12 protein-coding genes are annotated in these 13,225 nt (G+C 66.9%); 5 read left to right on the forward strand and 7 right to left on the reverse strand.

Translation table 11 applies throughout. The features are described 5' to 3' along the window. Window positions 1-4 precede the first annotated feature (4 nt). On the forward strand, window positions 5-1,393 hold the full coding sequence (locus tag IFT55_RS00670; protein WP_446740702.1) for a leucyl aminopeptidase family protein: 1,389 nt from the start codon (window positions 5-7) through the stop codon (window positions 1,391-1,393). 9 nt (window positions 1,394-1,402) lie between these two features. Here the strand turns inward: IFT55_RS00670 and IFT55_RS00675 are convergent, their stop codons facing one another. From IFT55_RS00675 to IFT55_RS00690, 4 genes are all read right to left on the reverse strand, one after another. Then, window positions 1,403-2,854 (reverse strand): ATP-binding protein, encoded by a 1,452-nt coding sequence (locus IFT55_RS00675; protein ID WP_192088487.1) that lies wholly within the window; start codon window positions 2,852-2,854, stop codon window positions 1,403-1,405. Window positions 2,855-2,915: 61 nt separating this feature from the next. Then, window positions 2,916-3,224, reverse strand: coding sequence for a 2Fe-2S iron-sulfur cluster-binding protein (locus IFT55_RS00680; RefSeq protein ID WP_192088488.1), 309 nt, complete (start codon window positions 3,222-3,224; stop codon window positions 2,916-2,918). Continuing rightward, the gene (locus IFT55_RS00685) at window positions 3,221-4,399 is read right to left on the reverse strand and encodes a cysteine desulfurase family protein (RefSeq protein WP_192088489.1); all 1,179 of its coding nucleotides are present in this window, start codon (window positions 4,397-4,399) and stop codon (window positions 3,221-3,223) included. Before IFT55_RS00685 ends, IFT55_RS00680 begins: the two co-directional genes overlap by 4 nt. Then, a complete protein-coding gene (locus IFT55_RS00690; protein WP_274604007.1) occupies window positions 4,396-5,472 on the reverse strand; it encodes a cysteine desulfurase family protein in 1,077 nt (358 codons plus the stop codon). Before IFT55_RS00690 ends, IFT55_RS00685 begins: the two co-directional genes overlap by 4 nt. A gap of 97 nt (window positions 5,473-5,569) precedes the next feature. Between IFT55_RS00690 and IFT55_RS00695 the strand changes: the two genes are divergently transcribed. Further along, on the forward strand, window positions 5,570-6,226 hold the full coding sequence (locus IFT55_RS00695) for an alpha/beta hydrolase (protein ID WP_192088490.1): 657 nt from the start codon (window positions 5,570-5,572) through the stop codon (window positions 6,224-6,226). A 74-nt stretch (window positions 6,227-6,300) separates the two neighbouring features. Beyond that, complete coding sequence (locus tag IFT55_RS00700; protein ID WP_249403504.1) at window positions 6,301-6,528, forward strand: hypothetical protein; 228 nt, start codon at window positions 6,301-6,303, stop codon at window positions 6,526-6,528. A 6-nt stretch (window positions 6,529-6,534) separates the two neighbouring features. Here IFT55_RS00700 and IFT55_RS00705 read toward each other — a convergent pair whose 3' ends face one another. Both IFT55_RS00705 and IFT55_RS00710 read right to left on the reverse strand, forming a co-directional pair. Continuing rightward, entirely contained in the window at window positions 6,535-6,702 is a 168-nt protein-coding gene (locus IFT55_RS00705; protein ID WP_192088491.1) for a hypothetical protein, read from the reverse strand. After that, complete coding sequence (locus tag IFT55_RS00710) at window positions 6,699-7,661, reverse strand: threonine ammonia-lyase (RefSeq protein WP_446740693.1); 963 nt, start codon at window positions 7,659-7,661, stop codon at window positions 6,699-6,701. The genes IFT55_RS00705 and IFT55_RS00710 overlap by 4 nt, the downstream gene beginning before the upstream one ends. A gap of 139 nt (window positions 7,662-7,800) precedes the next feature. Between IFT55_RS00710 and IFT55_RS00715 the strand changes: the two genes are divergently transcribed. Together IFT55_RS00715 and IFT55_RS00720 are read left to right on the forward strand one after the other, a co-directional pair. Beyond that, on the forward strand, window positions 7,801-9,042 hold the full coding sequence (locus tag IFT55_RS00715; protein ID WP_274604008.1) for a type III PLP-dependent enzyme: 1,242 nt from the start codon (window positions 7,801-7,803) through the stop codon (window positions 9,040-9,042). 172 nt (window positions 9,043-9,214) lie between these two features. Further along, complete coding sequence (locus IFT55_RS00720) at window positions 9,215-10,270, forward strand: 1,9-bis(guanidino)-5-aza-nonane synthase (protein WP_192088493.1); 1,056 nt, start codon at window positions 9,215-9,217, stop codon at window positions 10,268-10,270. A 64-nt stretch (window positions 10,271-10,334) separates the two neighbouring features. On the opposite strand, the gene IFT55_RS00725 is transcribed toward IFT55_RS00720, so the two are convergent. Next, window positions 10,335-13,136, reverse strand: a complete 2,802-nt coding sequence (locus IFT55_RS00725) for a DUF3857 domain-containing protein (protein ID WP_342029187.1) — start codon at window positions 13,134-13,136, stop codon at window positions 10,335-10,337. Between the last annotated feature and the right edge of the window lie 89 nt (window positions 13,137-13,225).

The following is a 13,225-nucleotide window of genomic DNA, read 5'->3' on the forward strand; positions in this document are numbered from 1 at the left end:
CACCATCGCCCGCATGACATCATTGATCGTCGCCGACCGGGGGCAGGATGCCCGGACCGTACATCTGATCGACCCCGCCGGCTTCGACGCATGGCTCTCCGCCCGCCCCTCGCCGATCCGGGCCGTGCTTGCCGCGCAGCGCTTCGCTCCGAAAGCGGGCAGGGTCGCGATCCTGCCGGACGAAGGTGACGACTGGTCGGCAGTGACGGTCGTTGCCGATACTGGCCGACTGACGCCATGGTGTCTTGCGCACCTGCCGCCCGTGTTGCCGCCCGGCAGCTACCGGGTCGACGGCGGCGATGTGCGGCAGGCGTTGCTCGGCTGGGCGACGGCGCAGTATCGGTTCACCCGCTATCGCAAGGCCGACGACGACGCCCCGCGCGTTCTGCTGACCGACGCCGTAGCGCATATCGATGAGGTACTGCGGCAGGCGGCGGCGATCGCTTGGGTCCGCGATCTCGTGAACACTCCCGCCGGCGATCTCGGTCCGGCCGAACTGGCCGATGTAGCCCGCCAACTGGGCGAGCGGCATGGCGCCACCGTGTCCGTCATTGCCGGGCGCGACCTCGAACGTGGGTATCCGATGATCCACTCGGTCGGCAAGGCGGCGGCGAAAGGTCGGGAACCGCGCCTGATCGAACTCGAATGGGGCAACCCGGCGCATCCCCGCGTCGCGCTGGTCGGCAAGGGTGTGTGCTTCGACACCGGCGGACTGGATATCAAGCCGACCGCCGGCATGAAGCTGATGAAGAAGGATATGGGCGGTGCCGCGCACGCGCTGGCGCTCGCCGGGCTGGTGATGGAAACCCATCTTCCCGTGCGGCTGCACCTGTTGATCCCGGCGGTCGAGAATGCGGTGTCGGGCGACGCCTTCCGTCCCGGCGACGTGCTGGACACGCGCAAGGGGTTGACGGTCGAGAACACCAACACCGATGCCGAAGGTCGGCTGGTGCTCGGCGACGCGTTGACGAAGGCGTGCGAAGGCCGCCCCGAACTGCTCATCGACTTCGCGACGCTGACCGGCGCGGCCCGGGTGGCGCTGGGTCCCGATCTGCCCGCGACCTTCGCCAATGACGAGGCGCTTGCCACCGACCTGCTGGCGGCCGGTATCACCGAACATGATCCGTTGTGGCGAATGCCGCTATGGGACGCCTATGACGAGCAGTTGAAGTCGGACATCGCCGACATGATCAACGCCCCCGAGGGCGGCATGGCCGGCGCGGTGACGGCGGCGCTGTTCCTGCGTCGCTTCGTCGATCCGGGCATCGTCTGGGCGCATCTCGACACGTTCGCGTGGCGGGCGGCAGCGCGGCCGGGAAGGGCCAAGGGCGGCGAAGCCTATGGCCTCCGCGCGGCATGGCGGTTGCTAAGGGACCGGTACGCCGGGAAATAACCCGGACGATCAGGCTGCTTCAGCCGCCTCGGTCGTCCAGCCCAGATGCGGGATCGCGATCGATCGTTTGCCGGCCAGATCGACCCGGCACACGATCAGGTCGCGCCCTTCGATATACGCCAGCAACCGCTTTACCCGTCCGATCGAACTGGTGCCATAGGTCCGGGCGATCGCACCATCGCTGGGCGACGGTTCGCGATCGCGCGCGGCGCGTGCGATCAGCATGAACGCGCCCAGCATGTCGTCGGGCAGGACGTTGGCGATCTCCAGCGCCTGCGCCCATTCGCCCTCCGGCGATTCGAAGATACCCGCCCGCGCGCAGGCCAGCCGCCGGGTAAAGGCGGGCAGATCGAGCGGCGGTCGTGCCAGCCCGACCATGCGGCAGCGCACATCGAAATCCTGATACAGCACTGCCGCCGCGCGGGGCTGATCCCCCTCGTCCTCCACCAGCGCGCGCAGCACGTCGGCGACGATCGCGTCGGTTTCATCGGTCGACCGTTCGGGCAGGTCGGGTGCGGTCGTCGGCTTGGGCGGGGTCGCGATCGCGGCGATCACGTCCTCGGACGGCGCAGCATGACGGATCGGCGGACCCAGCGGCAGCATCGCTTCGACCGGGGCGAGCAGCAGGTCCTTGATATCGGCGACGGGTGCGGTGGGCAGCGGCGTCAGCTTGGGGCTGCCGCTGCGTGCCGACGTCTGCACCGCGCCGATGCGGATCGACAGCGGACGGCGCGACACCGCCGGACCCAGTGCGAGGAAATGCCCGCGTTGCAGGTCGCGGATCGCTTCCGCCTGCCGCCGTTCCATTCCAAGCAAATCGGCGGCGCGCGCCATGTCGATGTCCAGAAACGTGCGGCCCATCAGAAAATTGGACGCTTCCGCTGCGACGTTCTTGGCCAGCTTGGCCAGACGCTGCGTCGCGATCACGCCGGCCAGACCGCGCTTGCGCCCCCGGCACATCAGGTTGGTCATCGCCGACAACGACGCCCGGCGCACGTCCTCGACCACTTCGCCGCCGCCCGCCGGGGCGAACAACTGCGCTTCGTCCACCACGACCAGCGCCGGATACCAATGTTCGCGCGGCGCATCGAACAGCGCGTTCAGGAACGCGGCGGCGCACTTCATCTGCCCTTCGGCCTCCAGCCCTTCGAGGCTCAGGACGACGGATGCGCGATGTTCGCGCGCGCGGGTGGCGAATTTGGCAACCTCGCGCTCGCTATGATCGGCGGCCTCGATCACGACATGGCCGTATGCGCCGGCGAGCGTGACGAAATCGCCTTCGGGATCGATCACGACCTGCTGCACATGGCCCGCGCTACGTTCAAGCAGCCGGCGCAGCAGATGCGATTTTCCCGACCCCGAATTGCCCTGAACGAGCAATCGGGTGGCGAGCAGTTCTTCCAGATCGAGAGGGACGGATTTACCCGACGGATCGGTCCCCATATCGACGTTCACGGTCATCGCGACCCTTTGGCCCGTCGCGGCGCGAGGAGCAAGGGCACCCGTCGCATTGCGCTCCGGGTCAGCTTCCCGGCACCCGTACGCTCAACCCGTCCATCGTTTCGTCGAGCACGATCTGGCATGCCAGCCGGCTGGTTGCGGTCGCTCCGCCCGCGAAGTCGAGCATATCCTCTTCCTCCTCGCTGGCGGGGGAGAGGCGCGCGAAATCCCCAGGGGCGACGATGACATGGCAGGTCGAACAGGCCATCTGTCCGCCGCACGTTCCCTCCAGCGGCAGGCCGTACGCCTGCGCAATGTCCAACAGCCGGTCGCCGGGCGACGCCCGCGCCTCCTCGACACGCCCGTCCGCCCCGATCAGCCGTACGATCATGTCCGCTGGCTCCGCGCGGCGCGATCGATCTTTTCCAGTGCCGTCACCAGTTCCGCCTCCGTGGTATCGCGTCCGAACCCGATGCGGATCGACGTCTTCGCCTCCACGTCCGACAGTCCTATCGCGCGCAGCACATGGCTGGTCCGTCCCGATCCGCTGGCACAGGCGGACCCGGCGGAAAAGGCGATATCGCGGCATTCGCTCATCAACCGTGCGACGTCGAGACCCGCCATGCGGACGTTCAGATTCCCGCGATAGCGCCGCACGCGATCTCCGTTCAGTATCCAGTCGGGACCGCGCAGGATATCACGCGCCACCGCCCACAGCCTTTCCGCATGATCGAGGTCGCCCGGCCCCAGCAGCATCGCCGCTGCCCCGAACCCCGCGCACAGCGCCGGGCTGAGCGTTCCCGACCGCAATCCACCCTCCTGACCGCCGCCGTGCAGGATGGCGGCGGGCTCGGCCCCGTGGCGGACCCATAACGCGCCGATTCCCTTCGGTCCGTACACCTTGTGCGCTGACACCGCGACCAGATCGCACGCCCATAACGGCACGCCGACCCGTCCCCAGCCCTGCACCGCGTCGCAGAACATCATGGCGCCGGCGGCATGGGCCAGCCGCCCCAGTCGTGCGATCGGCTGGATCACCCCGATTTCGTTGCTGACCAGCATCGCCGCGACGACGGCGGTCCGGTCGTCGATCGCTGCCTCCGCCGCCGTCATGTCGACCAGGCCGTCGCCTCCGACCGGCAACACGACCAGTTCCGCACCGCGCGCTTGCAGCATGCGACAAGTATCGAGGACGCAGGCATGTTCGGTTGCGATCGTCACCACTTTGGGCCGGACCGCACGCAGCCGATCAAAGGTGCCGGCGATCGCCCAGTTCGCCGCTTCGGTCGCGCCGCTGGTGATAAACAGACGCCCGGAATCGATCCCCGATGGACGCCGGGCGGCGATCTCAGCGTCCGCCCCCTCGGTGGCCGGCGCATCGCCCATCGGTGTTGGTACCAGCGCCGCCAGCACCCGATCGCGCGCCAGTTCGACCGCCGCGCGGGCGCGCCGTCCTTCGCGATGCGGCGAATGCGGGTTGGCGTGCTGGTCGCGCAGCCACGGCACCATCGCCTCGAACGCTGCGGGCGCAAGCGGGGTCGTTGCCTGATAGTCCAGATAGGTCATCGTACCGCCATCGCCGTCCATGCGTCGGCAAAGCGCTCGACCTCGTCCTTCGTTGTCGTCCAGCCGAAACTCACCCGAATGACCTCGGCCGCCGCCGTCGCATCCATGCCCATCGCCGCCAGTACATGGCTGGTCTTGAGCGTGCCCGAGGAACAGGCGCTGCCTGCCGACACCGCGAAGCCAAGTGAGTCGAACCGCATCAGTTGCGCCGCCGCCGACCGGCCCGGCATTCGATAGGCAGCGATGGTCGGGATACGCGGCGCGGCGTCGGCGACCACCTCGCCCCCGCCCGCGCGGATCACCGCGTCGAGGACGGTGCGCAGCGTCCCGATCGCGTCGAACCAATCGCGCGGCGCTTCCAGCGCGGCGGCAAAGCCCAGCGCACCGGGCAGGTTTTCGGTTCCGCCGCGATACCCTTGTTCCTGCCCACCGGTCGGGGTCAGCAGCGAAAGGTCGCGCACCAGCAACGCACCGATACCCGGCGGCCCGCCCAGCTTGTGCGCCGATACCACGATCAGGTCGGCGGGCGGCAGCGCCAGCTTGCCCGCGCTCTGCGAACAATCGGCGACCAGCGTGATCGGACGCCCGATCGATTCCTCGCGCCGCCCCGCATCGATGCGGTCGAGCGGCTGCAGCACCCCCGTCTCGCTGTTGGCCGACTGGATCGCGAACCGGTTGGTTGCCTCCCGTGGATCGAACGCGGCCAGCAGGCGCGACCGGTCGGCGGTGTCGAGCAACCCGTCCGCGCCCACCGGCAACCGGTCGTCGCCTTCCGCAACCCGGAACACCGCGTCATGCTCCACCGTCGTCGCGATCGTTTCAACCTGCCCGGCACCGCGCAGCGCGATCGCCAACGCCTCGCTCGCCCCCGACGTCAGGATCACTTCGCCGTCCCAGTCGAGCGCGGCGGCGATGCGTCCGCGTGCGTCCTCCAGCGCGCGGCGGGCCGCCCGCCCCTCGCCATGCGGGCTGGACGGGTTGGCCCAGCGCGCCATGCCCTCGATCACCGCTGTCACCGCTTCGGGGCGCATCGGCGTGGTCGCGGCGTGGTCCAGATAGATGCGACGTACCAAAACGGTTCCGTTCCGATTGCTTGTGCAGATGGCTGGCCTATATAGCCGCGATCCCGTTCCGCGCCATCGCCGCGCCCATCGTCAAGCAGGTCGTCCCATGCCCGAAGTCATCTTTCCCGGTCCCGAAGGTCGCCTCGAAGGGCGTTTCGCCCCCGCCCCGCGTCCCCGTGCACCGGTGGCGATGATCCTGCATCCGCACCCGTCGTCGGGCGGCACGATGAACAACCGCATGGTGCAGGAACTCTACAAGACGTTCCAGCGGCGCGGTTTCGCGACGTTGCGCTTCAATTTTCGCGGCGTGGGAAAGAGCCAGGGGACGTTCGACAACGGCGTGGGCGAACTGTCCGATGCCGCCTCGGCGCTCGACTGGGTCCAGAGCTTCCATCCCGAAGCACAGACCACATGGATCGCGGGTGTCAGCTTCGGCGCGTGGATCGGCATGCAGTTGCTGATGCGCCGCCCGGAAATCCGCGGGTTCATTTCGATCGCACCGCCTGCCAACATGTACGACTTCACCTTCCTCGCGCCCTGCCCCTCGTCGGGCATCATCATCCAGGGCGAAGCGGACGAGGTCGTCACCCCCGCCGCTACGCAGAAGCTGGTCGACAAGCTGCGGACGCAGCGGCACATCACGATCCACCATGACACGATTCCGGGTGCCAACCACTTCTTCCAGAACGAAATGCCCGAATTGATGGGCAGCGTGGACCGCTATCTCGACATGCGGCTCGATCCGAACTCGCCGATCCGCTGAACGGTCGGCGGGGACTATCGCGCTCCGGCCGCGACGGTTAGATTACGGCCATATTCGCGGACCGGAGTCGTTCGATGTCTATCCTGTTGTTTCTCACTCTTGCTGCCCAGACCGCCGCACCGGCCCCGCCTCCGCCGCCGGAGAAGAAAATCTGCCGGCGGGAGGTCGCAACCGGCTCGATCATGCCGAAACGCACCTGTCGTACGCAGGGCGACTGGGCGCAGATCGACGCGGCGACCCGCGCGGCGGCACAGCGTGATCTCGACGATCGTAACAACCGGTCGATGAGTACCCGCCAGTGACGGCGGTCACACGGTCCAGATCGCAACATTGGCGATCATGACGGCGGCACAGGCGATCATCAGCCAACCCTTCTGACGCTCCCCGCGGCGCATCAGCCGGACGCCACCGAGGATCAGCACGACCGCCGCGAGCATCGCGATGGCGAACACCGTCGCTTCGGGTCCGCCGCTCATGCGGCCAGCACCTTCGCATAGGCCGCGGGATCGACATTGCCGCCCGACACCAGCACCAGCGTGCCGGGGGTGGTCGCCACCCGCTTCGCCAGCAGCGCGGCGATCGCGACCGCCCCGCCCGGTTCGACCACGATGCGCAGGTGTCCCGCCGCCCAGCGTTGCGCTGCGGCGATTTCCGCCTCGCTAACCGCCACGCCGGTGGCCCCCCGCCGCGACAGCACGTCGAACGTCCGCTGCGCGACGCGGGTCGTCTGCAGCGCGTCACAAGCGGTTATCGGCGGATTGTCGCCGACCGGTTCGATCCACCCGGCCTCCAGGCTGCGCCGCATATCGTCCCATCCTTCCGGCTCGGCGGTCACGATTTCCGCATCGGGCAGCGCCAGCGCGATACCGGCCGCCAGCCCGCCGCCGCCGCACGGCACGATCGCCTGCCTGCAACCGGGCAGCCCCGCCGCCGCCATCTGTGCCACGGCCTCGATCCCCGCCGAACCCTGCCCCTCGATGATCCACGGATCGTCGAAACTGGGGACGAGTGTCGCTCCGCGCGCACGCGCCAGATGCGCCGCGATCTTCTCACGGCTCTCGGTCGCACGGTCGTAGCGGACGACCTCCGCCCCCAGCGCAAGCGTCGCGTCGAGCTTCACCCGCGGCGCATCGGCCGGCATCACGATCGTCGCGGCAATGCCCAGACGCCGCGCGGCCCAGGCGATCCCCTGCGCATGATTGCCCGACGAAAACGCCACCACGCCGCGCGCCTGCGATTCGTCCGGCAATGCCGTAAGCCGATGCCAAGCGCCACGCAGCTTGAAGGCGCCGACCGGCTGCAAGGATTCCGCTTTGAAAGCGACGGGTACGCCATTGATTTCGTGCACGAACAGTGGCGATTTCGGCAGGATTTCCGCCATTTTTGCGGCAGCGTCGCGTACCCCCGCCCGTGTCGGCTGTCGCAAAATCGTCACAAAACGTCCTTTCCGTCGCACAACCACTTTACATCGCCGGTCGCGGACCATAGATTGCCCTTCCGCTGCCCCATGGGACTTCCAACCGCAAGGCAGCTTTTGTCACCGTATGCCGAAAGGCAATTGGAGGTCCCTTGAATTGGCCAAGCACTATAGCGCGCTGGGGCTAGCTGCCCCCTTTATCGCCCGTAGCTCCTCTTTCGAGCATGGGATCGACATTGCAGAGCGCCGACCGGTTGATCCGGTCACGCTCGTTCGCCCGCACGCCGCAGCGCGCGCAGCCCGATTCTTCGTTCAGAAGTTTCCGGGTCGCTCGATGTATGCGGTAAAGGCAAACCCGTCGCCGGATCTGCTGCGTATCCTGTGGGATAGCGGCATCACCCATTACGACACCGCGTCGATCGGCGAGGTGCGTCTGGTGAAGTCGCTCCTGCCCGATGCGGTCTGTGCGTTCATGCACCCGATCAAGGCACCGGAAGCGATCGCCGAGGCGTATTTCACGCATGGCGTCCGCACCTTCTCGCTCGACAGCATGGAAGAGCTGGAAAAGATCGTGGCCGCCACCGACGGTGCGACCGATCTGACGCTGTGCGTGCGGATGCGCGTATCGTCCGAATATGCCAAGCTGAGCCTCGGTTCGAAGTTCGGCGTGGGTCCGGGCGATGCGAAGGAATTGCTGATGGCGACCCGTCAGGTCGCCGACGCACTGGGCATCTGCTTCCATGTCGGCAGCCAGACCATGTCGCCCGACGCCTATTCCAACGCGATGGAACGTGTCCGTTCCGCCATCGTCGATGCGGCGGTGACGGTCGATGTGATCGATGTCGGCGGCGGCTTCCCGTCGCGCTATCCGGGCATGACGCCTCCGCCGCTGGAGCGTTATTTCGAAACGATCCACCGCGCGTTCGAAAGCCTGCCGGTCAGCTATTCGGCAGAGCTTTGGGCCGAACCGGGCCGGTCGCTGTGCGCCGAATATGCGTCGGTCGTGGTCCGGGTCGAGCATCGTCGCGGCAGCGAACTGTACATCAACGACGGCGCCTATGGCACGTTGTTCGATGCCGCGCATATCGGATGGAAATATCCGGTGCAGCTGCTGCGTCAGCCGGAATCGGACGCGCGCGATCTGGACTTCAGCTTCTGGGGTCCGACCTGCGACGATATCGATCACATGAAGGGGCCGTTCCCGTTGCCCGCCGACACCCGTGCCGGCGACTATTTCGAGATCGGCATGCTCGGCGCATACGGCTCGGCGATGCGGACCGCGTTCAACGGCTTCGGCAACGGCGAAACCGTCGTTACCGACGACGAACCGATGGAATCGATGTACATCGAAATCCCTGAGGTTGCGCCCTACCGTGCGGGCAACGTCGTAAAGCTGTAACCGGCAAGTCCTATTCCTGACCTTCCCTCCTCCCGCGCTGCGGGAGGGGCCGGGGGTAGGCATGCCGCGCCAGTGCGGCTATCGCCCACCCATGGCCCCTTCCCGCGCGGACAGGGGAATACGGGTTTCCGCGTCCCCATGAACGACGACGGCTATCGATGATGGAACCATCATGACCGACACGACGATCAACGACACGCGTAAGGCGGAACTGCTTTCGACCACGGTCGAGCATATCGACATCACCAAATACGACGCCCGTCCGATCATCGACGCGATGGGCAAGATGAGCTTCACCAGCCGCGATCTCGCGCGCGCCACCGGCATCTACAACCAGATGCTGGAGGACAAGGACTGCTCGATCTTCCTCGTGATCGCCGGATCGACCTCGGCCGGCGGCTGCATGGATCTGTACGCCGAACTGCTCCGTTCGAACATGATCGACGGCATCGTCGCCACCGGCGCGTCGATCGTCGACATGGATTTCTTCGAAGGGCTTGGCCACAAGCATTATCAGGCGCTGGAAATCCCCGACGACAACGTACTGCGCTCGCTCTACATCGATCGCATCTACGACACGTATATCGACGAGGAACAGCTCCAGGATTGCGACCACACCATCGGTGAAATCGCCAATTCGCTCGAACCGAAGGCGTATTCGTCGCGCGCGTTCATCCGCGAGATGGGCAAGTACCTCGTCGAGCATGGCAAGAAGGACAACAGCCTCGTCAAGCTGGCGTACGAGCATGACGTGCCGATCTTCTGCCCCGCGTTCGTCGACAGCTCGGCCGGCTTCGGCCTCGTCAAGCATCAGGTCGAACGTGCGAAGGAAGGCAAGCCGTACATGGTGCTCGACGCCATCGCCGACTTCCGCGAACTGACCGACATCAAGATCAAGGCCGGCACCACCGGCCTGCTGATGATCGGCGGCGGCGTCCCGAAGAACTTCATTCAGGACACCGTGGTGTGCGCCGAAATCCTCGGTCACGAGGACGTCGAAATGCACAAATATGCCGTGCAGATCACCGTCGCCGACGTGCGCGACGGCGCATGTTCGTCGTCGACGCTGAAGGAAGCGGCAAGCTGGGGCAAGGTCGACACCACGCTCGAACAGATGGTGTTCGCGGAAGCCGGTTCGGTAATGCCGCTGCTGGCATCGGACGCCTATCATCGCGGTGCGTGGAAGGATCGTCCGAAGCGCGCATGGGCGAAGCTGTTCGCCGACTGATCGTCCGCGATCATCGCAGCATGGAACGGCGGGCGCGAAAGCCTCCGCCGTTCTCGTGTCTGGCCTATGCCTTGATCCCGTACCGCGCATATTGCCGGTCGATCATCGGCGATATCCGCCGGGCCAGCGCCAGATCGGTCGCAGCTTCGGCATCGCGGTGCAATGCCTTCAGCACGATACCGCGCAGGAACCGGCTGCTGGCAAGGTCCGGCGCGGCGGCAAGCACCGCATCGAGATCGGTCATCGCCTCCGCAAGGCGTCCCATGCGGAACCATACCATCGCCCGGCTGTCGAGCGCGGCCAGCGTATTGTCGCTCAGTTCGATCGACGAGGTGCAGTCCTTGAGCGCGGTGTCGAGCATCACCGACCGCGTGCCCTTGATCCAGCAGCGGGCGTTCATCAGCAACGGCGATCCCGGCTTTTCGGCGATCAGCGTGTCGTACAGCTTGATCGCTTCGGCCGCGTCGCCGAACTCGCCGATCAATCCGGCCTTCTCGCTTCGGTAGTTCGATCGCGTCTCCCCGCCCAGCGCGATCCGTTCGTCGAGCAGCGCGATGCCACCGGACAGGTTGCCGCCATCGGCCATCAGCCATGCGGTCCGCGCGGTAGCAGCGACCGACGTCGGATCGAGCGCCCGCGCGCGCTCGGCATCCGCCAGCGCCGCCGCACGGTCGCCCATCGCTTCCGCGACGCCGGCACGCTGAAGATACAGGTCGACCGACGGCTCGGTCGCGATCACTTTCGTCAGGTCGGCGAGTGCGGCCTTGCGATTGCCCAGCCCGTCCTCGAACGCCGCCCGGCTGACATAACCGCTGCTTTCCTCGACATCCGCCGCGATGGCGCGGTCGAACGTCGTACGTATGGCGCGAATCTGGCTCGACTGCGCGGTCTGCTGCGGGGTCAGCGTGGTGCGGCGGGGCGTATCGACCGGCGCGACGATCTGCGGCACGCGCGCCTTCGCCGTCGCCAGCGCATCGCGTTCGGCTGGAATCCGCGCAGCCGGCACTTCGCCGCCGATCGAATCGACGCGTTCGTCGATCGTCACCGCGCCATCGGCGATCCGTACCGATCGCTTCATCGCGAAACTGGCGATCCGAGTGTCCAGATCGGGCGTGCCGTCGAGCGTATAGCCCTGTCCGCCCTGCGGCAGCTTTACCCGCGTCCGAAAGTGCAGTCCCATCGGGGCCGGCGCCGCGACCGGAATCTTCGTCCAGTCCGGCCGGCTGCGATCGGGCGCGAACTGAAAACTCGCCAGCATCCGGTCCAGCGTGCGGCGGCGGCGGCGATCCTCGACCGCCCATGGCGTCGATGTCACGCCGACCCCCTTGATCGTCACGTCACCCGTGGCCGGATCGGGCAGGATCGAAAGATCGGCGAACTGCCCCTCCCCGGTCCAACCTTGCAGGAACTGTCGCGCGGCGTCGCGCTGTTCCTTCGGGCCGAGTTGCGCGCGCGCCTGTCGCATCGCCGCCGCCATCGGCCCATGCAGCACCGCCGTGACACTGAACGGACTTGGCAGGTCGACGCTCAGGCTTTCATCCGCCTCGATCGTCATGTCGATCATCGGCCGGGCGTTCGCACGCGTCTCGATCAGCATCGGTTCGGCGCCCGCCGTGCGGATCGGCAGGACATATCCGACCGCCGGCGTATCGCGAATATCGGCAAGCCGCGATCCGTTGCCCGTCCCGTCCAGCCATAGCGTCTCGCCGGCCAACGTCGCCTTGACGAACACATGGTTGAACGCCGCCGCACTCGGCAGCCGTTCGGGCACCAGATCGCCCATGCCCAGATTGGCGGTCACCGCCTCGGCCTCGATCCCCATCGCGCGCAGCATGGCCAGCAGCAACAACGTCTTGGCCTTGCAGTCCCCGTAACGGACTTCCCACGTCTTGGCCGGAGACTGCGGCACATAGTTTCCGCCGTCCATGCCGACCGCCAGATACCGGATCTTGTCCTGCACCACCTCCAGCGCGCGTTGCGTCCGGCCGATCGGCGTGACCTCCGCCCGCTGGATCGCGGCCACTTCGGCTGCCAGCGGCGATCCCGGCGCGATCAGGCCATCGGTCGCGTAGAGCGGTGCCATCACCTTCGACACGTCGCCCCAATCGGTAAAGCTTGCCACCTCGATCATCGGCGCCCGCCGGAACCGCATTGGTGCGTCTTCGGGCATGTCCTTCGGCTTCACGATCGGCATCGCGATGGTCAATTCGCTGTATCCGCCATGGGTCGAGACGACCGGCGCGGCTGCATCGGCCAGCAGTTTCCAGCGGGGAGCGGCACCCGTCGGCCACGAAAAGCGCACCCGCCCCGGCCCGATCCGCGCGGGCAGCGGGATCAGCTGCACGACGTCCTGCACCCGCCCGCCCAGCGCGGCATCGCGCGCGGTGATCGATACGGCCATGTCGAGCACGTCGCCGACCTCCAGCCCCTCGACCGCCAGCGTCGCGGTCAGGACACCGGTCAATTCGCGCCGTTCCAGCGACTGTTCGCGGCGCAACACGGTGAAGCGCTGCCCCTTCGCCAACAGGTCGATCCGCTGTCCGCCACGCACGATCGCCAGGTCGTGGACGATCAGGTCGCCCTTGTCCGGCGCCCAAGGCAGCGCCAGCGTCGCCGCCTGCGACAGCATTTCCGGCGACACCATCCGAGTCTTCTGATGGATGTAGGACCAGACCCGGCCTTCCTCGATCCGGTGTTGCCAATCGATCAGTTCGACGGGCGGCGCGTCTTCGCCGCTTACAGCCGGGCCGGGCGCAGCCGCGATCCATGCGGGCGCGGGTTGATAGAGCGGCGTGTCGCTCGCCTGCACGGTCTGCGATATCAGAATCGCGGCCGACACGAATCCTGCCCGAACGAAACGCTGCACCCGAATCCCCCCATATCGTCATCGGCCCCCCGACGATCGCCTATGTCTATCGCAGCCAAGGGGTTTGTCGAGCGGTTCGCCTTTCGCTA

Source organism: Sphingomonas sp. CFBP 13720 (genome assembly GCF_014842075.1).
Taxonomy (GTDB): domain Bacteria; phylum Pseudomonadota; class Alphaproteobacteria; order Sphingomonadales; family Sphingomonadaceae; genus Sphingomonas.